Genomic DNA, 24,184 nt, shown 5'->3' with positions numbered 1-24,184 from the left:
AGCGCGAAATTGGCGAGCATGCGGGGGCAGCTCACCGACGCCCAACTCCTTAACCCTGATCCCTTGAAGCTGCTCCACATTCTTTTTCCGTTCGCCAAGCACCGCTCGATGCAGCGCGCTGACACCTTCGACGTCTATCGCCGCCACGCCCTCCATTTTCCGGCCGACCAATCAGGCCCGAACCTTAATGTCTGGTCGCCGGCGGACGCGGAAGGTTCGGTGGACGGAGCTGCCCGGCTCGCTTCCGGTATGTTGCGCAACAGCCGGAAACTGCGACGCCGTTTTCCAAATGCGATCTCGGACGGCGAAGAAGGGGCCTATTGCGAGTGGCTTTGCAGCAACGCCGCGTCGAAGCTCGGCCTGTCGCATCGCGCCGTGGAAAATATTTGCCGGGCCTTTCGGAGCGATCCCGGCAAACGCGTCCTCGAGCTCTATCTTCGGTCTCCAAAACTGCGCGATCGTTTTCCGCACGGCCTGCTCCCAGTTGGCCAAAAGAAATTCGTGCGATGGCTGCTCCGCGAAGGACGCGGGAAACACAACCTGAGCGCGGCGGAGATTCTCTGGTTCCTCCACGAAACCGCCGAGCAAGTGCCGCAAATGGTTTTCAAGACCTGGCTCGTTAATCTCGCCTGGCAAAAACGCTTTCCCGAGGGCCCCACCTCATCTGGGAAAGGAGAGTTTCTCGCCTGGCTCCGAAAAGAATTTCCCGGATACGCTCCGTTCGCTTCCATCAGTGCGCTCGACGCCGTCGTGCCCGCCGCCGAGGAAATGCTTCTGCACCCGGTCCGGAATGGCTTCTCCGGCGGGGATGCGAACGGCGAGGTCCCGCGCGGAGTGAATATTCTCAGCCACTTCAGTTATCCTTCCGGCATTCAGCAGGCCGCGCTCTTCACCAAGCGCGCCCTCGAAGCGGCGGACTTTCGCGTTTCCTGCCGGGACGTCTCGGCGTTTCCCTGTTTCGACGTCGAAGACCGCGCGCCCTTTCTCGGCCTCGAAGTCTTTCCGGTGACGATCATCAATGTCTCGCCGCAACCCTATTTTTCCGTCGCTTATGAACGCGGCGGCATCCTCCGCCGCTCCGGCGTTTACCGCATCGCCTATTGGGCCTGGGAGCTGGACGCGATTCCGGAAGAATGGGTCGGACTGCGGCCGCTGCTCGATTGCATCTGGGCGCCTACCCAGTTTGTCGCGGACGCTTTTCGGAATCGGATGCCGCTCCCGGTCCATGAAGTGTTGCCGGGGGTGGAGCTGAGCGAGATCGAGCCGGTCGCGAAAGCCGACCTCGGGATTCCTCCTGCCAACTACGTTTTCCTCTTCATGTTCGACATGTGCAGCCAGATGGTGCGCAAAAATCCGCTGGCGGTAATCGAGGCTTTTCGCAAGGCCTTCACTCGATCGGAAAAAGCGACGCTGGTTATCAAAGTCAGCCGCGGCCGGTCGCACCCGGAAGCATTTGCTCAACTCGAGGAAGCGGCCCGGGAGGCCGGGGTGATTTTGGTGGACGAAGTTCTGTCGCGTGCCCGCGCCTATGGATTTATCGAGATGTGCGATTGCTTCGTCTCGCTCCATCGCGCGGAAGGGTTCGGTCTTTGTTTGGCGGAAGCAATGTTGATGGGCAAGCCGGTGGTGGCGACCAATTACTCCGGCAATCTCGCGTTCATGCATCCGGGGAACAGTTTGCTGGTCGATTACAAGTTCACGGAAATCGCGGCCGACAATCCGATCTACCGGCAGGGCAATCACTGGGCCGAGCCATCGGTCGAACACGCAGCCGCCCACATGCGATACTGCTTCGATCATCGCGCCGAAGCCGAGGCTCTCGGCGCCAAGGGTCGCGATGAAGTGAAGGAAAAATTATCGTTGAAAGCCGCGGGGGAACGAATGGCCGAGCAACTTTCCCATGTCACCGCCTTTGCCAGTGCGGAGATTTCGCGGTCCACTCCCGCGGCGGAACCGGCGCGACCGGCCCTCAAAGTCCTGGCGCGCTGATTTACCGGACTTCAACCGGGATCTTCACCGTCTGCGATCCAACCAGACCGAACCAAGTCACGCCCTCCTGAAGCATGTCGACCTCGAGAAGGTAACTTCCGGGCGTCGGGGCATTGACGGTAAGCGGCAACTCCACGGACTCGCCCGGTTTCAGGTCGCGAAGCAGGGCACTGCGGGCATCGTCGTTGATCACCGACTTGCCGGACGAATCGAGCCAGTGATTGCCGAGACTGACCTGGTGGGGGCTGCCGCCGCGTTCGCGCGCCAGCCACGTCACCGAGCTCACATTTTTGACGCGAACCAGCAACACAGTCTGCCTCTTTGCTCGAACGACGGACGGACGGACCGCGACTGAAAGTTCGGCCCGGAAGCCTTCGGGCGGCAACGGCGGCCGCGTCTGGGGCGGCTCTTTCGCAAGGGCGAGGGTGTAAGGTCTTACCGCCGCTAGAATTTCGCATCCGGGACAGTTTTCCTCCGTGCTGATCATCAAGGCCCCCAGCGGTGGCGCCTCGTCCGGCGGCAGTCGCCGGAAACGAGCAAGGTCAATTCCCTGAAGTGTCGCCTGCCAGTAAGCCTGGATGTACCCGGGGATCCAGAGCGCATCGGCGAGATAGATCGGGTTGGCGCCGGAAGCGATCGCCGGCGCGAAGATCTTCGCCGGATATTCGGCGTCGAAAAGATGGACGCGGCGTGCGGTGTTCGCCGTGCGCTGGTATTTCCATTGAAACCATCCGGCTTCAGCCACCGTGAGAGCGAGGAGGAGAACGAAGGCGGTGCGCCAAAATATCGCCTCCGCTTTCGCAAGGAACCACCGGACCCCTTCGACGGCGAAGACGAGCAGGAACACCGGCACGGCGATGAGCCTCAGCATGTGAAACGCTTCCTTCGTCAGGGAGGCGGGAACGATCGCGACCGCGAACCCGTAAAGAAGAAAACGCGCCCACGCCTCGTTTTTCGCCCGCCGGACCAGCAGAGCTAATCCCACCAGAGAGAACACGAACAGGGGCGCCAGGAAGTGAGGGGTGCCGAATACGTGCGCGATTTGGTCGCGGTTCGGATCGCCGCGAACCAGAAGTTTCCACGGATTCAGGTTTCGAAGATAATGCTTCGCGAATTCGAATGCGGTTTCGGCGAGGCCGAGCTCCGGGTTGAGATAGGTAACGATGCCGAATCTTTCCGTCAGCGCGCCGGGGTGTTGGATCGAGAAAATGTAAATCGGGGACACCAGGACGGCATAAACACACCACGCCGCCACCACACCCCGCCCTCGTTGCTTCGTCCAAAAAATTCCAAGGCCGAGCGCGAGGAACGGCGCGAACAGGCGCCCAATCGAATAGCTGTAGGTGAGAACAGCCAGAGCGGCTGCCAGCGAGACGACATCGACCGTCCCCCAACGTTCCTTCTCGCTGGCGCGTTGCACGCAAACCAGGAACAAAGCGATCGCCAAAGGATAAAGGGCCACTTCCATCACAACATGTCCGAGCTCGAAGAACCACGGAGTAATGAGAGCGAAGATGACAGCGAGCAGCGCCGCGGCCCGCGTTCGAGTCAGCCGCAAGGCAAGCCAGCCCAGGGTAACGGCCGCGGCTACGACAGAAATGCCGCTGAGCAGGCGCGCCACCAGAATGCTCGGCCCCGTCAGCCGAAACAATCCCGCCAGCAAATAAACATAAACCGGGTTCTTGAAGTCTCCGAAGGCGCGAAAATAGAGCGGCCAGCGAACGCCGTTTTCATCGCAACCGCTCCGCGCGATCGTATGGGCGTTGTAGGCCACGGACGATTCGTCGATGTAAAAACCTGGCGGATTCTTCGTGATTCGGACAAAGCAGAGTCCCGCCGCGACGAGCGCCAGGGCGAGCAGAACCGCCAGCCAGCGATTCGCGTTCTTGACTCCGGGTTGCACGAACCAAATCCTTGAACCTACTCGTGGACTTAGCGCCAGAAAAAACGTCGATAAGCGGTCGCCTTCGCACCCGGGGCGCCATTTTCGCCACCGTCGTCACTCTCCTCCCCCTCCTTTATTTCCTGCCGGCGACGTGCGGTCATCTCGTTATTTCGCCGGACGACGGAGTGATTCAGAACATTCCGTTTCGCGTCGCGGTCGCGAACCAGATCCACGCCGGCTCCGTCCCGCTTTGGAACCCCGCGATCTTTTGTGGAATGCCGCTGCTGGGCGCGGCACAGGCCGGGGTCTTCTTTCCGTTGAATTGGTTCTACATTTTTTGCGATCCCCGCGCGGCGACGAACCTCATGATGCTTTCGAGCTACATGGTTGCCGCGCTTGGCGCCTATCTTTACGCGCGGCGCAGCGGTTCGAGTGAAGCAGGCGCCGGCCTAACGAGCCTGGTCTGGCAAGGCAGCGCCTTCCTGGTGGGCCAGGTCGGACATACAAACATCGTCCATACTGCCGCGTTCCTCCCATGGGTGCTTTGGGCGGTTGACGGTTACGGGCAAACCGGCGATCGGCGCCGCGGCTTTCTTCTCGCCCTCGTCGTGGCCCTGCAATGTTTCGCCGGGCACCAGCAAACATTTATCTACGGACTCATTCTCGCGACCGCCTACGCCCTGGTAATGTGGCGATACCTCCGCGCGCGCGCCTATCTTTGGTCGCTCCTCCTGATCGCCCTCGGCCTGGCTCTCGCGGCAGTTCAAATCCTGCCGACTCTCGAATTGCTTCGAAACAGCCTCCGCGCCGAAGCCTCCTACGATTTCTTCAGCTCTTTCAGCATGCCGCGACGATTTTTGGCGGCGTTTTTCGCGCCGTATGTTCTCGGCGGCGGCGACGGCGCTCTCTTCCGCGCGCCCTATGTCGGACCATCGTTCTATGCCGAATATGTCGGTTATGTCGGGTTGGCCACACTCGCTCTCGCCCTGCTTGCCCTGATCCTGAAGCGCGACGGTCGAACGACTTTCTGGGCGGTGGTGGTTGTCGCCGGGCTCGTTCTCGCGCTCGGCCGTTACGCGCCTTTCGAATTCAACCGCCTCGTCTATTTCGTGCCGGCGTTAAATCTTTTCCGCGTTCCGGCTCGGCACCTGATGGAGGTGGAATTCGCCCTCGCTGTCCTGGCCGGCCGCGGCCTGACCGTCGCAATAGCGACGCCGGATCGAGCGCGGACGCTGCGTTGGGCTGGTCTCATCTCCGCCGTTTTGTTTTTCGCCGTCTGCCTTGCGATAACCATCGGTCGCCCGCCCAACTTCCATCTGGCGCGGAACGCACCCGTTACCATCCTTCGCGCGCCTGAACTTTTCCTGCCTCCATTGATCGCGGCCCTGGCCGGAGGTGCGCTTTGGCTGGCCCTCTCCCGCCAGCGGACCGCCACCACGCTTTTGCTCGTCGCCGTTTTGTATCTCGATCTCAATCTGTGGGGACAATTTAGCGGATGGCGTGTCACCAGTCCCACCGCGCGATCGGAACTCTGGAGCGAACCCGCCGCTTTCAAGTTTCTTCGGGAACACGAAAGAAGCGGTCAGGCCACTCCGTATCGAATCCTCACCCAGGATCATCTTTTCGACCCGGAGCAGCCGGTTTCCTACGCCGCGCCGGTTGAAGTCTGGTTGCCGACTCTTCAACCGGACATCTCCACGATGTGGGGCTGGGAAAATGCGGCCGGTTATGAAGGATTCGGCCTTGGGCGTTACAGCCAGCTCGCCGGCGACATGAAAGTCTGGGGCGATCTTACCGACCCGGAACGAACCTTGCGGGGCGAGAGTCGCGAGCTCGATCTGCTGAATATCCGATATCTCCTCGTCCGGTCGCCGGCGGCGCCGACTACAAAACAATCGCTCCCGGCCGCGCCGGAAATTCCGGCGAGCGAGACTTACGGCGGCCAGAAGTTCGCCCGGGGAAACCTGGGACTGCCTGGCCTTGTGGCGGGGGACCGGGTCTTTTTCCAAAACCCACCTATCGAGACGCGCTGGTTCGCGCTGACGAGCTCGCTCGCCTGGTCGGAAACCACGGGCGACGGAACGGTCGTCGCTCAAATTCGACTCTTCACGCAGGATGGGAAAACGGTCGACTTCGAGCTTCGCGCAGGCGAGCACACTTCGGAATGGGCGTACGATCGCGACGACATAAGAGCGCGGATCAAGCATAAGCGAGCGCCGGTCGCCACCAGCTACGTCGTCGAGAATGCGGAGTCGAAATTCGAAGACCATGATTTTGTGGCTGCGTTCGAGCTCACGGATGTGGTCGCTGTCGTCGGCGGCGAGATTACTTTCGCGGCGGTCGAAGAAGCGCCTCGGCTCTCCCTAAATATCGGCCGAATGTCGCTGATTAACGGCGACAGCGCCCGCGCCATTCAAAAAGAGTGGGTCACACTCAAGAACTCCCAGCCTCGGACCGCACCGAACGCCGCGGAAGCCGTCGCTCGCTGGAAACATGTCGTCGATCTTGGACCGGTGGCGATTTTCGAAAACAGCCGCTCTCTGCCGAGGACCTGGCTGGTGAACAGCGAGCGCGTCGTTCCTGATTCGCAACAGCTCGAGATCATTCGCACCGGAAAGACTCCCGCGGAAACGAAGTGGGAGCCGCTCGCGGAAGCGCTCGTCGAGCGCGCGACCGGCGTTGCCTTCCCCAAAGAAAAGCAGCCGCCCGGCCGCGCGGAGGTGACACGGCGCGCGCCGAATCGCGTCGAGATATCCACCGAATCGCTCACGCCATCGCTTCTCGTCCTCGCGGACAATTATTATCCCGGATGGCGCGCGGAAGTGGATGGCCGGCGCTCGGCAATCGTCCGGGCGAATTTCAACCAGCGTGCCGTAGCCCTTCCCGCGGGAAAACACAGCGTTGTCTTTTCCTATCGGCCGAGGTCATTCCTATTTGGGCTGCTCGTATCCGGCGCAGCGCTGGTGCTATTACTCTGGTGGATGATCAGCCGGCGACGCGAAACTCAGCCATGAGCACCGATCAATTGTTCGCGCCTCCTCGTTTCATCGAACGCCTGGAGGATTGCTTCTTTTACCACGCGATGGAACTGCCGGGCTTTGGGCTTGTTCCGGCGCACTGGGATCTGCGGGGGCGTTTCGGCGATTACGTCGGCGGCGTCGATCTCCGTGGAAAATCAGTCCTCGATGTCGGGACCGCGACCGGTTTCCTCAGTTTCGAAGCGGAAAAGCGCGGCGCCGCCCGCGTCGTTTCGTTCGACCAGCAGGATGGCGCGGAGCAAAAGTTTCTCCCCTTCCACCAGAAGCCGTATTACCGGGACCACGCGCAATGGGCGCGAGAATACCGCGCCGAGATCGAGCGCTGGAAAAACGCGTATTGGCTAAGCCATCGCCTGCTCCACTCGAACGCAGAAGTTTTCTATGGCGACATTTACCGTCTGCCTCAGGCGCTTGGGAATTTCGATATCGCCATCATCGGTTCAGTCCTGGAACACCTGAGCGATCCGGTCACCGCCCTCGGCTCGGTCGCTCGCCTGACCAAAGAGCGAATCGTTGTCGTCACGCCACTCCTGGAGGGCGACGAACCGATGGCCCGCTTCGAAGGACGAGCGAGCCGGCCGGACGCTGACTTCACCTGGTGGACCTATTCCCTGGGCGTTTTTCGGGAAGTGTTCGGGATGCTCGGCTTTGAAATCGAAAAGGTGAGCCGCTCGCACTATCGTTACATGTACGGCGATCGAGACGAAGAGCGCTTTACGATCGTCGCGGCCCGCCGCTCTGGCTGACCTCCAGCGAGAACTCGAGCGGCACGGAACCGCGCTCCTCAAACCAGCTGATGTGCTGATCGACCAGGTCGACTTTCACCTGGTATCGACCGGTGGCGCGCGGCGACGCATGTTCGATCGTCACCTCGCACGACTCCCCGGGTCCCACCGCCCTCGGCAGTGAAGGTTCGCCATGAAATTCTTCCCGGAGTTTTCCTGTCTCGTCTAAAATCTTCACCCCGAGCATCACGCCGCCGCGCCGGACGATGCCGCCACCCAGCCAGAGAGTGTCGCCCGTGTTTCGCACCAGGAGTTGCGCCCTGAAACACTCGCCCGGGGCAACCCTTAGCTGCCGGTTCGACTGCAAAGTGATCTCGGCCCGCAATATTCCCGGCGCGCGGCTGTCCGGCACGGTCGACGCCGGCGGTCCTTCCGAGACCTTCTTGCACAGGAGATAATTGATCGACGGCACATCGACGCGCAGCCGCCCATTTTCATCGACGGCTTCGCGATCGAACAAACCGTTCACGCTCACGTAGTCTCCCGCGATCGCGAATCCGGCCTCGTCGAGGAGTTGTCCCAGATATTCGCGATCAAATGGCGATTCCAGCGTCCCAAATTTCTGCATCACCTCGATCAATTCCGCCTGGCCCGCGGAGCCGGCCGCGGGCCGGTTTCCTTCGAGCACGAAAAAGAGGCCACCGCGTGGAAGCATGGCGGCGAGATGCCGGATGGCGCTGCGCGCATCGTCGAGATGATGCATCGCGTCGTAGCAGACAATGGCGTCAAACTTCTCATTGAGCGGACCGAGCTCGATGTCGTGGACCAGAAACCGGCAGCGGATCGGGGTTTCATGATCGATGTTTGGCGGCAGCGCGCGGATCCGGTCCTGGGAAATCTGAACGAGATCGGGACTGATATCGATGCCGGTCACGTCGTAACCAAGCCGGGCGAAATATTCACTCAGCCACCCGGAGCCGCAGGCGGCGTCGAGAATTCGCGCCCCGGCCGGAAGATCGAGCGCGACTGCCATGTTCGCGAAGTCGCAAAAATGCCGCTGGGTTTCGATATCCATCCCATGGCCGGCGAACTTCGGCAGCTTGTTCGCGAGATTGTAAAACGGCTTCGTCCGCAAATGATGCAACCGCTCCGGCGAAAGCTTCGAGGGATAATCGATCGCCGCCTTTTTGTAATCGATGCCCTCGAGCTTTGGAGAGCGGCCGGGGTCACGGGAGGGATTCACGAATAACGAAGGTTGCAGACCGCGATCGAAATTGAACGATCGTCCCGGCTCTCCCGATCGCCGGGCCGCGGCTGCCAGGTTTGGTCCGCGGTAATTTCCAATTCAAACAGCTCGCCGTTCTTTGCCATCACGGGCTCAGCCAGCCGAAACTCCAGCTCGACCCAGCCGTAGCGGAAAAGAGTGCAGGCGGCGAGCGGCGCGCCGTTCAGGGAAAACGTGAGCCCCATTCTGCGCTCGCCCAGGTCCGGCAGATGCGTCGTCAGGTCGAGTCGAATCGTTTTCACTTTCTGCGCTCGAAAACGGACCCGGCCCCGATTCCTCAACCAGCGCGCGACCGGCGGGAGGTCGTCCGGTTCGTACCAGCCATCGTCGAAGATCGCGTGGGGCGCGCGATCGAGGCAGACCTCATCTTCGCCCTCAGCGGTCTTCAATTCGAGCAAGTCCCGGCGGTCGCGGTGCTCGTTATGGAACGGTCCGAGGGGAACATTGGAAGCCTTGAGAAACATGTAGAGACCGCTGCTCGGAAGCCGCACGTTCAGGTCGGAGATTTTCGCGAAGACATAACCCATGGCCAAGTCGAAGGCGCGGCGTTCGGCGAAGGAAAGCCCGCGGAGATATTCGAGAAAATCGTCTTCAAAGGGCAAGCCATAGCGATCGGCCTGCTTCAGAAATTCATCGCTGCTCAGGCAAAGCGCGTAACGCGGTTCCCAGGCGACATGGGCGAAGAACCGCCGAAATCGTGCCGCGTGCTCCTCTTCCCGTTCCAGGCCGACGTGTCCATCGATCGCAATGAAACGGCGCAGCTCTTCGGGCGACATCTCCTCGTAACGCCGGCGCCCGGCCCGATCGGTGCATTCGATGCCGTGCATCGTCACGCCGTCCGGGCGAAGCACGCGCCTGATCTCGGCCAGCACGGCGTCCTTTTGCTCCGCCGGAATATGTCCGAGCACATCCAGGCTTACGGCGTAATCGAAGGAGGCGTCGTCGAATGGCAATGCCTCGAGGGCGGAGCGAACGGTTTCGTCGTAACCGTTGCGCCGGGCGGCGGCGACACATTCATCGGAAAGATCGACCCCAGTCAGCGCGACCCCTTTTCGTTTCAGCAAAGCCAGCATCCCGGCGCCGCAGCCGAGATCGAGGAGGGAACTCCCTTCGCGCACGTTGTCATAGATCCACATCGTCCGGGCGAACCGCAGATCGAAGCGATCGAGCGGCTTGAAGTAGCGATGGTCCAGCACCGCGTTCGAGACAAATTTGTCCCGATAAAACTCGGCGACGTCCTCTATCCCCGCGCGGGCATACAGGTTGGCGTCGGAACCTTGCGTGCTCATGCCGGCGGAGGCGGAATGCGCTTGGCCAGTTCGTCCATTTTCAATTCGGCAGCTCGACGCGCCCGGTCAGAGAGGACCGCGTCTTCACTCGCTTTCAAAGATAACTGCCGGATCGCGACCCGCTGCTCATCAAGGAGGTGCTGGATCCGTTCGCGTAATTCATTGCCCAGGTCAATCTGAGCGGCGATGAGCCGGTCGATCTTTTCGCTCTGTTCATTCCTGGTTTGATCGATCCTCCCGCTCTGCCCGCTGGCGATCTCCTTTTGCTCCCGCGCAAGCTGTTCGACCTGCTGACGAATCTCAGCGGCGCGATCGGTCCAATTCTGGGCAGTGCGAGCCGATTCGCGCGTGAGCTGTTCCTGATGCGCGCGCAATTGATCCAGATCGCTTTTGAAACGCGCCAGCCGTTCGCCTTGCAGCTCCGCGAGCCTTCGCTCGACCTCGGTCGTCCCCGCCCGGGCTTCCTGAACCGCATGCACGGTTTTTTTGAGAGCAGCCACGACCGACGCACCGAACTCCGCTTCCCGTCGCGCTTGCCGGCCGGGATGCAGAATATTGTCGAGCCAGGAAGGCCGCTGCTCCCGGAGCGATTTCGAGGCGGCGGCCAGCGAAGCCAGCTGCTCGTCGATCTCTCGGAATGGGTCTTCGGCCGGCATACCTGTTTCCATTTAACCCACCGGCGCGGGTTCTGTCGATGCGCCGGCGGTAAGCATCCTAACCTGCCGCGCGACTTCGAGCGAGAGAGGGCCAATGGTTGAGTCATCGCTCCAGCTGCTCATGGTTGTCGCGCTCCGCCGGGCGAGATCGTGTCCGATCCATTTCGCCTGGAATTCCGGCGCGCGCCCGGCCACTTCCAGGAGGGCACTCGCGTAACCTCGAATCGAATGATGTTCCTCCACATATCGGCGTCCGTTCCGGCCCAGCTCACGATAAGCTTCCGGATTCGCGAGAAACTCTGCCAGGTGCTGCTGGATGTCTTCCACCTCATGTTCCGGCCTAACGAACGCGACGGTCCCCTCCGGGAGGGCCGCGTACCAGGCGTGCCTTGTCACCAGCGCCGGCAGGGCATATTGCCAGAGGTGCAGCTGGCTGCCGGAAGCCTCGCCCATGCTCGGGTTACGCAGGTTCGCCACCAGGTCGCTTTCGCGCAATGCCTTGTCCATCGCACTTCCCGTTACAAACCCGTGGAGCGTGACCCTGTCCGAAACGCCCAGCCGGCAGATGAGCTGATGCATTTTTTCCTCGTCCGCCATCGTCCCGAAGACATCCAGACGAAACCGGTCGCGTTCCCGGAAGGAGGCGAGAGCCCGAAGGAGAACCGGCAGTTGGCGGTTGGGTCCGAGGTACCCAAAGACGGTCAGGCGATATGGCTCAGCCGGTGATCGCGAAGTCAGGACCGGCATGTCCATTCCAACGCACAAGGGCAGCAGCACCACAGAGGCATCTTCCGGCAGGGCCGCATACGCCGCCGCCGAGTGAACGATGACCGCGAGCGCGTTTTCCGTTGCGGCTTCGGTTAGCGGACAGCGTTGCGCCAGCTCTTCGGTGCTAAGCAAACCCTGGACATGTTTTTCCGCCAGCACCCGGCCCTTGATCCCATGGTGGCGTTCGACGAGCTCCAGATACTGGCGCCGATTCATCCCTCGATCGTGAAACACGAGGCCCGAGAAGAAATGCTGCATCATCAAATCGTGCAGGATCACGATCCCTGGGTGCTGCCGGCTCAGGTGCCAGATCGCGTCGTGATACCGCGGATCGTTGCCCATCTGGTAAAACGTCGCGTCCGCCTGGTTGATCTCGCGCCAGGGCGGGCGCTGCCAGTCGTAATGGCGAACAACGACTCCCGGCGGTGGGTCAAATTTCCATTCCGGTTCACTGCACCAGACCACGATCTCCGCCTCCTGGGCCAGCACCGGCAGCATGTGCACAGTCAGCCGCGCAATATCCGAACGCGTCGGCGGCAGCGGCGAAAACAGATTCAGTTTCACGCCAGCAATTTCCTGACGACTTCGCTCCAGGATAAGCCGAGCCGCTCGTAACTCGTGCGTCCGGCCCGGCCCAGCTTGGCGGCCGCGGCCCGGTCCTGCCAGAGCTCGTCCAGCGCTTCGGCGAGCGCCGCCGGAGTCGGCTTCGTCACCATTCCCGTTTTCCGCGGCGCCACAAATTCCATCGGCCCGCCGGAGTCTTCGCAAGTCACGACCGCTTTCGATGAGAGCATCGCTTCGAGCGTGATATAACCGTAATCCTCATCCACGGGGGGAAAGATCACCGCCAGGGCGCGCGCGTAGTGTTCCGCTTTCTCCTTCTGGCTGATGTATCCCAGCCATTGGACGCGGCCCTCCACCCCCAATTTCGCCGCGAGCTGTTTTAACCGCTTGCCGTACTCCGCGCTGTCGGCGACGCCGGCGAAGCGGACCTTTACCTTTTCGCGGGTCAAAGCGAGCGCTTCCAGGACCAGGCTCTGCCGCTTGGAAGCCGACAGCCGGCTGGGAAAGAAGAAATAATCCTCGATCTTGTCCGCGCAGAAAAAGTCTTCGGCGTGCGGCGGCGGATGATAGAGAGGCGTCGCGTTAATTCCGCAAAAATGGCCGAGCCGGTTCGCAATGTTTCTCGAGTTGGCAAACACCGCATGCGCCTCGGTCAATAACTGGTCGGCCCGCCGGATGGATTCGCGTACGATGAGGCCGCGCGGCGACGCGCTCAGGTCTTCGAACGGATAATCCCAAAGGTCGTAGGCCGCGCGATGCTGGTGCAATACCCAGACCACCTTGTGCGGATGGGGAATCAGGTAAGCTGGGAATTTCAGGCCGATCAGGCGATCCACTCGCGTCCCGTGGATTTCGGTCAGATCGAGAAGCCGGCACGCCAGCATTTGATCGGCTATGCGCTCTGGCACCGCAGGGTTATACGGAACGGTGACGATCTCCGCTTCGTGTCCCTCCCGTTCCAGCGCCGATTTCAGTCCCGCGGCGTGAGACTCAGCTCCTCCTGAGACAAAAGGCACTTGGACCGTGGCAATAACAATCCGCACGGCGTAAGGCTGGCATTACATCCGGCGAGGTCAAACGACGGTGAAGACCTCAGGCTTTGCTTGAGCTTACGGGTTGTTTCTGTAAGACAAAGGCGCTTTGAGCCGTCGAGTAAATCCGCTTAGCCGGGTCACCGATCTATTCCCGGAAAAATGAAAAGCGAGGACTCACCTTCAACCGGCTTTGCCGCAAGGATTCGCCGCCTGTTTCGTGACCGCAGTGTCCGGGCAGCCCTCTTCTTCGGTATTCTCTCGCGAATCATCGTCCTCATGATTTTCCTGGGTGTTGGATGGATGAAATCGGCGCCGGACTTCTATCCCGGCCATACTGATGCAACGATCTCAGCCCACCGGGCGCCCACCCACGTCCTGCGTGGGGAAGTCTTGACCGCCGATGTGAACTGGTCGGTCGGTATCGCCGAACACGGTTATCACCCGGGACCATTTCGCGCGGATGTGCACCGCAACTGGGCTTTCTTTCCGCTCTTCCCGATGATCCTGCACCTAATATCTCGCCTGACGGGCGAATTTGTCCTGACCGGGATGGGGCTTTCGCATCTCTTCTTTTTGTTCGGGCTCTTTCTCCTGCATCGTCTCTGCCTCAATTGGGGGTTAACCGCGGACGCCGCCGACCGTTGCGTTACCTACCTGGCTTTTTTTCCCACGAGCTATTTCTTTTCTCTCCCCCTCACCGAAGCGCTTTTTCTCATGCTGACGGTAACGAGCTTTTACTTCGCGAAGCGGGAACGATGGTGGCTCGCCGGGCTTTGCGGCGCCTTTGCTTCAGCGACCCGAACGGCTGGCGTGTTATTGCTGCCGGCGCTCGCGATTCATTACTGGCAGACGCACCGTCCGCTTCGGCCTTTGCGCAAAGAGATTCTCGCGCTGCTGCTTGTCCCTGTCGGACTGGTCTGCTTCATGATTTACCTGAAAGTAATTACCGGCAATCCCTTCGCGTTTAGAGACGCCATGTCGGTATGGGGCAGGCAATCGGGATTTTTCCTTCGACCGCTCTATGATTATCTGCGCGACCCGATCCAGATCGCGGCGCATTGGGATTTCCGGCTCCTGAATTTTCTGGCCGCAGTCTTCGGGTTGCTCGCCGGAGCGGTGCTCGTCAGTCGACGCCAGTTCGCGCTTGGTGCCTACACGCTCCTGTCTCTGCTTTTGGCGCTCTCCTCGAGTCTGCTCCAGTCGCAAGCCCGCTACCTGATGGTTGTCTTTCCCGTTTACCTGGTGCTCGCCACCTGGACCTCACGCCCGAAGGTTCACCAGATGGTTTTCGCGATTTTCCTGGTCCTGTTTGGACTGATGACAGCTCTCTTCGCCGCTCATTTTACCCTGGCCTTGTCGTGACTTCGGCCCGATTATCGGAGAGATCGCTCGCTGCGAGCGTTCCCCGAAGCCTGGACAGTTCGCCGGATAACGCGGTGATTTCTCCGGCCATTTGCTTGTTCACGGCGATCAATGCGCTCAACGCATCGGCGAGGGCCTCGTTGATTGCCCCCTGGTTGCGGCGAAGCCTGCGCAAGGGCTTGATCGTGTCGATGTCGTTCTTGGCCCGCGCACGGTTCAGCGACTGCCGGGTGCTTCGAAAGTCGAACCCGGGGTGCCGGCTCGCCGGGGACGACGGCAGATGAGGCTGAGCCTGCGTTTGCGTTGCCCGCGGCTGTTTTGCCGCCTCTCGCATCCATTTGGAGATTTGCTCCGCCGATAGCTCTGGACTGCGCGACTGCATAGGGCGCCAGATTACAACGACGCCCGGGGCACAGAAAGAAGTTTATGCCCGGCGCGGGTGCAATAAGATGCCGGCCGTGAATGGCCTGCACTCCGACCAGCCAGTCCGCCGGTGGACTCATTACAAGTTTGAGTTGGCGGCCGCTGTGATCCTGCTCGTGACGGCGGTCAACCTCATCTCGGTCACGCTCCGCAAAAGCATCACCACCGATGAGGTCGTGCTCATCCCGTCGGCTTATTATCACTGGGTTGATCCAAGTGTGAATCTCATCGGTCAGCATCCGCCCCTGGTTAAGCTCCTAGCCGGGTTGCCGCTCCTGTTTCTTCAGCCCAACGAATGGAAGCCGGAAAAGATCGATCCAGCCGGTCGCCAGGATCAAAATGAATGGGGCTACGTTATCCATTTCTGGCAGGACAATCGCCCCCGCTTCGAAGCGATCTCGTTTTGGTCGCGGCTGCCAATGATCGCGCTCACTCTTGCTCTCGGCGTCCTCGTTTTTGCCTTCGCCCGTGAATTATTCGGTGGGCGGGTCGCCCTTCTGGCGTTGGCTCTTTTTACTTTGGAGCCAACCATTCTGGCTCACGGACGAATTGTGCAGACCGACATTCCGGCGGCGTTCGGACTGCTGCTCACCGTCTATGCGATCTGGAAATACCTCCGCGCGCCCGGTTGGAAGCATGCCTGTTTTCTGGGCAGCGCAGCGGCGGTGGCACTGCTGGCTAAATATTCGATGCTCGTCCTCGGTCCGGCGATCTTTGCCCTGTTCGTAGTTCTCCTGTTTTGCTGGCCGCGAGCTCGCCGGCCGAGCCTGATTCGGGATGGCGCGGTCACCGCTGCTGTCTTTTTCCTGGTTGTGAATGCCGCTTACTTCTTTCACAACCACGCGCCAACCCCGGGCGAGCTGAAATGGATCGGCGACGCGTTTTCTGGTTCCTCCGGCCTTTTCACGATTGCAGTTCGGGTCGGGCGATGGCTGCTGCCTACCGACCTGATCATGGGAATTTACTGGCAGCTCCATCACACTCGAGTCGGCCATTCCGCAGGCTTGCTGGGAATGTTTTCCGACCGGGGATGGTGGTATTATTTCCCCGTAGCCTTTGCCTTTAAAGCTACCATTCCATTCCTGGTTCTTTCGGTGACGTCCATCCTCTGGGCCGCCATTCGCGTTATCCGCCGACACGAATGGCGATGGCTTTTCCTGCTCGTTCCTTTCCTTCTTTACACCGCGTTGATGCTGAACAGCCCGATCAACATCGGCGTGCGTTATTACCTCCCTGGTTACACTTTTCTCGCGATCCTTTCCGCGGCGCTCCTCGATTTCCTTTTAGGTAATCGCCCATCCCATATCGGCCGCTTCCTCGGCAGAGCGGCGGCCATCGTCGCGCTCGCCTGGATCTGCTTCGAAACGGCGCGGGCCTATCCGAATTACCTCCCCTACATGAACCAGCTTGCTTCGCCCCGTCCCCATTGGTGGTATCTTTCGGACTCAAATGTTGAGTGGGGCGATGACGCCAAAGATCTCGCCGCCTGGCTGCGGGATCACGGCGAGAATCGCGTCCGCGGCCTCCTCCTTGGTGCTTTCGCTACCCTCGATTTTTATCAGGTTAATTACGTCGACGCGCTGGGGCCGATCCCGGATCCGCCTCCGCGCTACACCGCCCTCGGCGCCAGTTTTCTCAATGGTTCGACCGTTCCGCCCTACGAAACTGGCGGCCAACGCGTCTCCGAAGAAACTCGGGTGAACACTTTTGATTCTTATCGAAAGAGGAAGCCCGAAGCGATCATCGGAAACTCGATCTACGTCTTTCGGGACGGGAACTAACGCGGTGCCAGACCTCACCTTTGCATGAGCGGGGCCATCTTCCTCGTCGGCGCGGCGCTCCTGGGCATCGGCCTGGTTCGGCGCCTGTTCGCCAGCCTGTTGAATAACGTCGAGCAAGCGCTGTGGGGGCTTGTCATCGGATGGAGTCTGGCGGCGATCATGGGATATGGACTCGCCCGATTGTCAGGCGCGTTGAACTTTTCCACTATCCTCCTGACCGCGCTCCTGGTCTGGGCAGGAGCTGTTGTCATCTGGTTCCCGGACGTTCGCGACAGGAGACGCAAGCATGACAAACCGCGCGGCCTGGTCTGGGAAAGCTCCTTTACTCCGCTGGCCGTTCTTCTCGCGGTCTTTGTTCCCCTTTTTCTGCATCTTTTCCTCACCCGCATGCTTCAACCCAAAGCGGGCGGCGTGTTCTCGGGCGGAGAGAGTTCTTACTATGACATGGCTTATCACGCGGCCATCACGACGTCGTTCCTGCACGGCGCAAACTTCCCGCCGCTCTACACGCCGATGCCGCCGGCGCCACTCCTTTACCCTTTCCTGCCGGATTTCTTTACCGCTCTGGTCATGGCCGGTGGGATGGATCTGCATTCGGCGCTGGTGTGGACGGCTTTCCCGTTGACCGTCGCCTTGACTGGCATTTTCTATTTCTTTGCCCGGCGTCTCATCACGTTAATCCCAACCCTTTACGGCGCGCGCGCTAGCTGGGCGGCGGCTCTCGCGACCTTGCTGTTTCTTCTTAACGGCGGCCTTGGATTCATCGATCTACCCCTCGATTGGCAAGCAAGCGGCAAGTCGCTGTGGCAATTTCTGGCGAACCTCGAGATCAACTACACTCACCTGCCGGCCCGAGGATTGGTTTGGCCCAACGTCATTACCGACATGCTCCTGCCGCAGCGCACGAGCATTTTTGGCTTGTCGCTCGGGTTCATCATTCTCGCGATCTTTGTCCTGGTTTGGAACGAGAAGAAGAGCGTTGGCGAAAAATCCCGAGGACCGCAACTCCTGTTTGTTGCCGGCATTTTCGCGGGATTGCTGCCGCTGTTTCATGTTCATTCTTTGCTGGCCGTCGGTCTTGTCAGCGCCGTCCTGTTCTTCCTTCGTCCCCGGCGTCTCTGGCTGTATTTCTGGCTCCCCGCCATTCTCCTGGCGTCCCCCCGACTCATCGAATTTTGGGCACACTCTGCGAACGCTGGTTTCACCCGCTTTCAACCCGGCTGGCGCGGGCAGGCCGAACCCAACTGGCCGCTGTTTTGGTTCCGCAACCTCGGGCTTCCCGCGTTGCTCATCATTCCGGCCTGGCTAACGGCGTCCCGGCCTCTTCGCCTGTTCTACCTTCCCTTTCTTGCCCTTCTCGGCCTCTCCCTCCTGATCGTCTTTTCGCCTAACGACTACGACAACCTGAAGTTGATGACTTACTGGCAGGCCGCCTCGGCAGTCTTGATCGCAGCCTGGCTTGGCCGGATGGCCAGAGGTCCGCTCGGTTGGAGCTGTTCCATCGCCTTCGCCGCGGTTTCCATTTGTTCCGGCGCGCTCGCGCTGCTGGCCGAATCACACAGCAGCAGACAGATGTTTGGAGCAGAGGAAATCGCCGCCGCGGAATTTGTGAAATCGAATACCGCTCCGCATTCCCTCTTTCTCACCGCCCCGAGCCTGCATCAACCGGTCCTTAGTCTTGCCGGCCGCGCCGTCGTTCGCGGTCCCACTGCGTGGCTCTGGAGCCACGGTTATCCCTTCGCCGAACGGGAAGCCGACGTCCGCGCGATTTATTCCGGCCGCGACGACGCCCTCGAGCTGCTCCGCTATTATCGAGTGGACTACATTTATCTCGGCAAAAACGAGACCGATGAGCTCCGCGCTAACCGCGCATTTTTTGATGCCGCCTTCCCTACGATCTATCGCGCCGGAGATATCGCCATCTACGACGCCCAGGGAATCGAGAAGCGCGATCCCGTCGCGCCGTCTGACTATCCGCCCCGCGAATACGCTTCCCGGATTGACCGTGATCCATCCCAAATCCTGGAGAAATTTTCCGAGGTTGCCGGCGAGCTCTATTGCCTCAACAAGGCTGCATTTGGCGGCCCGCCGCGTTACCACGAATTTATGGCGGATCTGCGACAGCTGGGCCGAGGTGTTTTTCCGGGAAATAACGAATGGAAGGCGACCCTGGAACGCAATAAGGCGGATCTTTGTCGTGACTTGATCCAGCGGCCCTCTTTCCGGGAGCGCTACGACGCGCTGAGCGATGCGGATTACGTCGGCGCGTTGAGCGCCAATGCCGGTCTGCCGTTAGCCGAGCGATCCTCTTCGTCTACCGACCGTCCTGAAACGCGCGCCGCCACCCTCCAACGCATTGGCGGCAACCGACAGTTCTTGTCGCGTGAATACAATTCCGCCTATGTCTTGTGCCATTACTTCAGCTACTTGAAACGCAATCCGGACGACGCGCCCGATCATGATCTCGCCGGCTACAATTTCTGGCTCCGGCAACTGGATCGGAACCATGATTACCGCGGGCTGACTCGCGCTTTCCTGGAGTCGGACGAATACAAACGGCAATAGCTCATCGTTTCGCGGTGACCGTCACGTTGCCAGTCCATGGACTCGAGCCGTGTTCACTGAAGCGCGCGATCTCTTTTTGCAGGAGGTCCACTTCCAACAGGTAACCTCCCTGCTCCGGCGGCGTTACTTCCAGCGTCAGACCGATCGTGTCGCCCGGTTCTACGTCGTAAGGGACGCTCTTCTCCGTCTCGTGACCCGGCACGATCTCGCCGGTCTCCGTCCGCCATCGGCTCTGGAGAAAGACGGCCCCTTTCCCTTCCGCGTTTCCGGTCGCCGGCCATTCAGCGTTACTGATATTCCTGATGAGGAACCTCAGCGTGACTGGCTGGCCCGCGCTCAGAGTGCCTGGCGGGTTCTCGCAAAGAATATTCGCTGCGAACACCGTGATAGGCTTTTTCTCTTGAAGAGCGTTTTCGCGATAAGGCGGGACTGAATAGACGATATAATTGAGAGACCGCGCCATGAGCCTGCATTCGGTGCAAGCCGGCCCGGTGCTGATCACGACCGCGCCCGCCGGCGGCGGTTGGCCGGACAACAATCGGGTGAAGCGGCCGGGATCGAGGCCCGCAAGGACGCCATACCAGAGAGCATGGATGTATCCGGTCTGGCCGGGCTCGTCGCGAAGGAAGATGGGGAATTGCCCGGTCGCGAGCGCCGGAGCCAACACCTTCCGGGGAAACCGCGCATCAAAGACATACCACAGGCCCGGAGCGCCTTTATGGTACCGCCACTGAAAAATCAGGCCTTGCGAAATCACAAGAAGAAGAGCTCCCGTGAGCCAGGGTCGCTTTCCCACGCCGCGAAGCTTTGTCCGAGCTTGATCGAGCCACGATACAGCCGGGATCATCAAAACCAGAAAGAAGATGGGAAAGGCAACCAGCCGCAGTTGCGGGAAGGGATTGGTCGTGAGGGATGCGGGCACCGGCGAGACAAGCAGGGAATAGATGACGAACCGCCACCACGCATCCTGCCTGTGCTGTCGCAACACAATCGCCAGGCCGAACACCGCCAGCACCACGCTTACGGCCAGGAGGCTTCCCATCCCCTGGAGATGATCGCGGATATCGCCTTCGCCAATGACCAGCCATCGCCATGGATTGATGTTCGCGAAATAATGCTTGGCGAATCCCGCTATCGCTGCGGCGGTGGAGTCGCCGGCCTTGAAGTAGGTGATCGCCTTGAAACGGTTCGTCAGCGCTCCCGGATGGTTCAGGTGGAAGACGAGGAGCGGAATTAACGATGCGCCGTAGAGGATCCAGGTCGCGACGATTCCGCGCCACCGTTCCCGGCTGACAAACCAGGCGAGACCTAGAGCCAGCAGCGGCGCCAATAACCGCCCGATCGAATAGGAATAGGTCAGCAACGCGAGACTGGCGGAGAGCGCGACGATGTCGCTCCATTTCCATCGCGCCCGAAGGGACGCTCGCCAGACAAAGAGAAGAAATAGCGCGACCAGGGCCGGGTAGATGGCGACTTCAAAAACGAGCCGCGAACTCTCGTAGAGCCAGGGAGTAAACAATGCCGTAACGGCAACGACGATCGCGCCGAACATTTTTCTCGTGATCTGCCACGCTAACAAGCCGAGCAAAACGCCCGTTAGAACTCCGAAACTGGCGGTGAGCGATCGCGCCACGGCAATGCTCGGCCCGGTGATTTTGAAGATCGCTGCCAGGACGTAGATCAGCGTCGGATTCTTGTATTCGCCGAACGCCCGGAAGAAAAGAGGCCATGAACTGCCCTGTTCGTCGGCGCCAGTCTGGGAAATCGTAAAGGCATTGTAACAGATGGACGACTCATCGATCGCAAAACCAGGCGGGTGTTCCGGCACACGGAACAGATAAATTCCCGCCGCCATGGCAAGGAACACGAGAACAACGCCCTGACCGATTCGGCGTGAAGAACTTGCTCTCGTAAATCCCGAATCCATCTGCTGCGCGTTATGACATAAGAACTCGGTGCGCCCACGAAAAATCGCATTCGCCGGCCGCACGCTTCGTTTGCCCATGTCGAAGAAAATTGCGCCATCCCTGTCACCACGGTATGACTTGCCGATGAAGGTCTTCGCCGCCGTCGCCATGGCAGGTCTGCTCCTTGGCGCCGTTCCCCAGGTTCGCGGCTGCGATCTCTGCGGTTGTTACACCCCGCAACTCGAAACCCTCCCGCCAGACCCCGGTTCGTTTGATCAACCTTCCGCCCGGTCCTCGCCCACCTTTAGCAGCAAATTTTACGTGGCGGTCGCGGAGCAATTCACCCACTTCGGCACGCTCCAGGAAGACGGCCAGGAAATCGCAAACCCGACCGGCCAATATCTCGACAGCTCGAACACCCAGCTGGTCGCTGGCTACTCCATCAGCTCTCGCCTCGCTCTCCAGTTCAATCTCCCACTGATTTATCGTTCCTTTAAACGGCCCGAGGGTTTCGCCATCGACCGCGGGACCGAAAACGGGCTCGGTGACGTCTCCCTTCTCACCAAGTTTGTCCTCTTCCACACCGAAAAAGGGGGAAGCTCTCGTCTCGACTTCAGCGACCCGAAATCGCCGCACATGAAGACGACGGAACCCGATTTCACGGCCTCGGCCATTCTGATCGCCGGGGTAAAATTTCCGACCGGCAATACCGACCGGATCAAGGAGGAATTCGACGAGATGGAAATTCCCGGCGCGCCGCCCAGTGGAATCCATGGGCACGATCTCGCGCTCGGCACCGGCTCCTACGACGGAATTTTCGGTGGCCAAGCTGCCCTCCGTTACCACAACTTTTTCTTCCAGGCCGACGCTCAGTTCGCTCTGCGCGGCGATGGGGAGCATCAATATGACTTCGCGAACGATATTTCCTGGAGCGGCGGCCCCGGGTATTACTTCGTCCGGAATCATCGCGCTATTGTCGGCCTTCAATTCGTGGTCTCCGGCGAGCACAAGGATCTCGATCGCTTCCGCGGCGCCCCCGTCGAGGACACAGGCGTCACCTCCGTGTTTCTCGGTCCCCGGCTGGTCGCTTCATTTGGCAGAGTCAGCGCCGAAATCGGCGCGGATATTCCGGTGATGATCGACAACACCGCCCTGCAAACGGTCCCGGATTACCGCATCCGCGGCGGCATCGCGTTTCGCTTCTAACCGCAGGTGAGTTGACCTCGAGCTCTCACCAAAGGGCGAGTCGTTTCTGTTTGTCACCTCGACTCCACCAGTTATCGTCCGCGCGATGAAGTTTTTCATTCTCCGCATTTTGTTTCTCGTCATCGCGTTCCGCGTCTCGGCCTTGGCCGGAAACAGCGTCGTGAATCTGTCGCACTACGACCTGATGCGGGTCGATTTCGAAGCCATGAAACGCGAAGGCATCGTCGGCGTCATTCATGAAGCGACTTATCCGCCATCCGTGCGCGATGCTTACTACGGCCCGCGCCAGACTGCCGCCGCCCGTGCCGGTTTGCTTTGGGGCGCCTATCATTTCGGCAATGCCAGCGATCCCATTCGCCAGGCCGAACATTTCCTCAACACCGTTGCGTCGAGTTTTCGTGGACCCTCCCTTCAGCCGAGTGGCGTGTTGCTGGTCCTCGATTTTGAAAAGAACGGGCATTACCCGGGCGGTTCCATGCGGGTGGACCAGGCCGCGCGCTTCGTCGAGCGCATCAAACAGCGGACTGGAAAATACCCGGGCCTTTACGGGAGCGAATACCGGCTCCGCTCGATGCTAAACGCGTCCAACGTCAATCGCGCCGACAAAGCCATCCTCGGAAATTGCTGGCTCTGGATTGCCAATTACCATTACCAGCCCGCCGTGCCTTCGCCCTGGAGCAATTGGCGGCTGTGGCAATACACCGGCGACGGCAAATGCGATCTCCGCCCGCGCTCCTCCTACCCCATTCGAGTCGCCAACATTCCCAGGGCCGAGCGCAATATGTTTCGCGGCAGCGACGAGTCCCTCGCCGCCTGGTGGCAGGAACACGCCTGGCTGCCCGCGGAATAAGTTTCCGACCGGCGCTCTATCACGCGCCGAATTGGATGCATGGACGAGAGGACACGCGACCTGGTTGCCAAAGTCCCACAGGTCACGCTTCTATTCTGGATCATTAAGATCCTCGCCACCACCCTCGGCGAAACCGGTGGCGACGCCGTCACCATGTCGTGGCTCGGCGAGACTACCGAAGAAGCCACTGGCCGCGGTTATCTCATCGGCACTGCAATCTTCGGCGTCATTTTTGTAGCGGCGGTCCTGGTCCAGATCAAAGCGAAGAAATTTCACCCGCTCCTCTACTGGTTCACCATCGTCGCCACCACGACGGTCGGCACCACTCTGGCGGATTATTGCACGCGATCGCTCGGCATCGGATACACCGGCGGTTCGACCATCCTGCTCGTCCTGGTAATCGCGTCGCTGCTGATCTGGCGCTGGTCGACCGGCAGCATTTCCATCGAAACGGTCAGCACGCCGAAGGTCGAAATCTTCTACTGGGTCACGATCATGTTTTCCCAGACCCTCGGCACCGCCCTCGGTGACTGGGTCGCGGATACCAATGACATGGGTTATCTCGGCGCGGCCGCGGTCTTCGGCGGGTTACTTCTCGTGACCGCGCTTCTCTATTACTTCACGAAACTGTCACACGTCATTTTGTTTTGGGCGGCCTTCATTTTGACCCGGCCCCTCGGCGCCGTCGTCGGCGACTTTCTGGATAAGCCGCACGCTCAGGGAGGACTGGCCTTGAGCCGTTATGGGGCGACGCTGGCGCTCGTCGTGGTAATCATCGCGCTCATCCTGATCTTCCCGCAAAAGCCCGCCTCAAAGGCGCACTGACCTGGTAGGGACGCCGCGCTGCGGCGTCCGCT

Annotated in this window: 17 protein-coding genes; 9 read left to right on the top strand and 8 right to left on the bottom strand. The window is 60.3% G+C overall.

The window, feature by feature from the left end; translation table 11 throughout:
* Positions 1-18: 18 nt before the first annotated feature.
* Positions 19-1,989 (top strand): glycosyltransferase family 4 protein, encoded by a 1,971-nt coding sequence (locus VJU77_04705; GenBank protein ID HKP02646.1) that lies wholly within the window; start codon positions 19-21, stop codon positions 1,987-1,989.
* 1 nt (position 1,990) lies between these two features.
* Here VJU77_04705 and VJU77_04700 read toward each other — a convergent pair whose 3' ends face one another.
* Positions 1,991-3,892 (bottom strand): glycosyltransferase family 39 protein, encoded by a 1,902-nt coding sequence (locus tag VJU77_04700; GenBank protein HKP02645.1) that lies wholly within the window; start codon positions 3,890-3,892, stop codon positions 1,991-1,993.
* Positions 3,893-3,915: 23 nt separating this feature from the next.
* Here VJU77_04700 and VJU77_04695 point away from each other — a divergent pair, with 23 nt between their 5' ends.
* Both VJU77_04695 and VJU77_04690 read left to right on the top strand, forming a co-directional pair.
* Positions 3,916-6,888 (top strand): YfhO family protein, encoded by a 2,973-nt coding sequence (locus tag VJU77_04695; protein ID HKP02644.1) that lies wholly within the window; start codon positions 3,916-3,918, stop codon positions 6,886-6,888.
* A complete protein-coding gene (locus VJU77_04690) occupies positions 6,885-7,658 on the top strand; it encodes a methyltransferase domain-containing protein (protein ID HKP02643.1) in 774 nt (257 codons plus the stop codon). The genes VJU77_04695 and VJU77_04690 overlap by 4 nt, the downstream gene beginning before the upstream one ends.
* Here the strand turns inward: VJU77_04690 and VJU77_04685 are convergent.
* Genes VJU77_04685 through VJU77_04665 form a run of 5 tightly spaced genes read right to left on the bottom strand, consistent with a single transcriptional unit; the run spans position 7,627 to position 13,242 of the window.
* Entirely contained in the window at positions 7,627-8,880 is a 1,254-nt protein-coding gene (locus VJU77_04685) for a methyltransferase domain-containing protein (GenBank protein HKP02642.1), read from the bottom strand. The genes VJU77_04690 and VJU77_04685 overlap by 32 nt on opposite strands.
* Complete coding sequence (locus VJU77_04680) at positions 8,877-10,211, bottom strand: methyltransferase domain-containing protein (protein ID HKP02641.1); 1,335 nt, start codon at positions 10,209-10,211, stop codon at positions 8,877-8,879. The genes VJU77_04685 and VJU77_04680 overlap by 4 nt, the downstream gene beginning before the upstream one ends.
* Positions 10,208-10,867, bottom strand: coding sequence for a hypothetical protein (locus tag VJU77_04675; GenBank protein ID HKP02640.1), 660 nt, complete (start codon positions 10,865-10,867; stop codon positions 10,208-10,210). The genes VJU77_04680 and VJU77_04675 overlap by 4 nt, the downstream gene beginning before the upstream one ends.
* Before the next feature lie 12 nt (positions 10,868-10,879).
* Positions 10,880-12,199: a glycosyltransferase gene (locus VJU77_04670; GenBank protein ID HKP02639.1), complete on the bottom strand. Its 1,320-nt coding sequence runs from the start codon at positions 12,197-12,199 to the stop codon at positions 10,880-10,882.
* Complete coding sequence (locus VJU77_04665) at positions 12,196-13,242, bottom strand: glycosyltransferase family 4 protein (protein ID HKP02638.1); 1,047 nt, start codon at positions 13,240-13,242, stop codon at positions 12,196-12,198. The genes VJU77_04670 and VJU77_04665 overlap by 4 nt, the downstream gene beginning before the upstream one ends.
* Positions 13,243-13,392: 150 nt before the next feature.
* On the opposite strand from VJU77_04665, the gene VJU77_04660 reads away from it, so the two are divergent.
* Entirely contained in the window at positions 13,393-14,595 is a 1,203-nt protein-coding gene (locus tag VJU77_04660; protein HKP02637.1) for a hypothetical protein, read from the top strand.
* Here the strand turns inward: VJU77_04660 and VJU77_04655 are convergent.
* Positions 14,576-14,977: a hypothetical protein gene (locus VJU77_04655; GenBank protein ID HKP02636.1), complete on the bottom strand. Its 402-nt coding sequence runs from the start codon at positions 14,975-14,977 to the stop codon at positions 14,576-14,578. The two genes, VJU77_04660 and VJU77_04655, sit on opposite strands and share 20 nt — an antisense overlap.
* A gap of 67 nt (positions 14,978-15,044) precedes the next feature.
* Here VJU77_04655 and VJU77_04650 point away from each other — a divergent pair, with 67 nt between their 5' ends.
* Both VJU77_04650 and VJU77_04645 read left to right on the top strand, forming a co-directional pair.
* Positions 15,045-16,799 carry a glycosyltransferase family 39 protein gene (locus VJU77_04650; protein HKP02635.1) on the top strand — a complete coding sequence of 585 codons (1,755 nt, stop codon included), beginning with the start codon at positions 15,045-15,047 and terminating at the stop codon, positions 16,797-16,799.
* A gap of 24 nt (positions 16,800-16,823) precedes the next feature.
* Positions 16,824-19,364, top strand: a complete 2,541-nt coding sequence (locus VJU77_04645; GenBank protein ID HKP02634.1) for a hypothetical protein — start codon at positions 16,824-16,826, stop codon at positions 19,362-19,364.
* Between the two features lies 1 nt (position 19,365).
* Here VJU77_04645 and VJU77_04640 read toward each other — a convergent pair whose 3' ends face one another.
* The gene (locus VJU77_04640; protein ID HKP02633.1) at positions 19,366-21,441 is read right to left on the bottom strand and encodes a hypothetical protein; all 2,076 of its coding nucleotides are present in this window, start codon (positions 21,439-21,441) and stop codon (positions 19,366-19,368) included.
* Between VJU77_04640 and VJU77_04635 the strand changes: the two genes are divergently transcribed.
* The 3 genes from VJU77_04635 to VJU77_04625 all read left to right on the top strand — a co-directional run bounded on the left by VJU77_04635 (position 21,416) and on the right by VJU77_04625 (position 24,152).
* Positions 21,416-22,477 (top strand): hypothetical protein, encoded by a 1,062-nt coding sequence (locus VJU77_04635; protein ID HKP02632.1) that lies wholly within the window; start codon positions 21,416-21,418, stop codon positions 22,475-22,477. The two genes, VJU77_04640 and VJU77_04635, sit on opposite strands and share 26 nt — an antisense overlap.
* An 85-nt stretch (positions 22,478-22,562) precedes the next feature.
* Positions 22,563-23,327 (top strand): glycoside hydrolase family 25 protein, encoded by a 765-nt coding sequence (locus VJU77_04630; GenBank protein HKP02631.1) that lies wholly within the window; start codon positions 22,563-22,565, stop codon positions 23,325-23,327.
* Positions 23,328-23,366: 39 nt separating this feature from the next.
* Positions 23,367-24,152 (top strand): hypothetical protein, encoded by a 786-nt coding sequence (locus tag VJU77_04625; GenBank protein HKP02630.1) that lies wholly within the window; start codon positions 23,367-23,369, stop codon positions 24,150-24,152.
* Positions 24,153-24,184 lie beyond the last annotated feature (32 nt).

The sequence above is a fragment of the Chthoniobacterales bacterium genome, assembly GCA_035274845.1.
Taxonomy (GTDB): domain Bacteria; phylum Verrucomicrobiota; class Verrucomicrobiia; order Chthoniobacterales; family UBA10450; genus AV80.
The sequence above is the reverse complement of the archived record's forward strand: the minus strand, read 5'-3'. Positions and strand labels throughout refer to the sequence as shown.

What these genes read in the sequence shown, in the direction of transcription:
- VJU77_04705 (HKP02646.1), top strand. Translation starts at nt 19, where the DNA reads ATGCGGGGGCAGCTCACCGACGCCCAACTCCTTAACCCTGATCCCTTG.
- VJU77_04690 (HKP02643.1), top strand. Translation starts at nt 6,885, where the DNA reads ATGAGCACCGATCAATTGTTCGCGCCTCCTCGTTTCATCGAACGCCTG.
- VJU77_04680 (HKP02641.1), bottom strand. Translation starts at nt 10,211, where the DNA reads ATGAGCACGCAAGGTTCCGACGCCAACCTGTATGCCCGCGCGGGGATA.
- VJU77_04675 (HKP02640.1), bottom strand. Translation starts at nt 10,867, where the DNA reads ATGCCGGCCGAAGACCCATTCCGAGAGATCGACGAGCAGCTGGCTTCG.
- VJU77_04660 (HKP02637.1), top strand. Translation starts at nt 13,393, where the DNA reads ATGAAAAGCGAGGACTCACCTTCAACCGGCTTTGCCGCAAGGATTCGC.
- VJU77_04655 (HKP02636.1), bottom strand. Translation starts at nt 14,977, where the DNA reads ATGCAGTCGCGCAGTCCAGAGCTATCGGCGGAGCAAATCTCCAAATGG.
- VJU77_04650 (HKP02635.1), top strand. Translation starts at nt 15,045, where the DNA reads ATGCCGGCCGTGAATGGCCTGCACTCCGACCAGCCAGTCCGCCGGTGG.
- VJU77_04645 (HKP02634.1), top strand. Translation starts at nt 16,824, where the DNA reads ATGAGCGGGGCCATCTTCCTCGTCGGCGCGGCGCTCCTGGGCATCGGC.
- VJU77_04635 (HKP02632.1), top strand. Translation starts at nt 21,416, where the DNA reads ATGAAGGTCTTCGCCGCCGTCGCCATGGCAGGTCTGCTCCTTGGCGCC.
- VJU77_04640 (HKP02633.1), bottom strand. Translation starts at nt 21,441, where the DNA reads ATGGCGACGGCGGCGAAGACCTTCATCGGCAAGTCATACCGTGGTGAC.
- VJU77_04630 (HKP02631.1), top strand. Translation starts at nt 22,563, where the DNA reads ATGAAGTTTTTCATTCTCCGCATTTTGTTTCTCGTCATCGCGTTCCGC.
- VJU77_04625 (HKP02630.1), top strand. Translation starts at nt 23,367, where the DNA reads ATGGACGAGAGGACACGCGACCTGGTTGCCAAAGTCCCACAGGTCACG.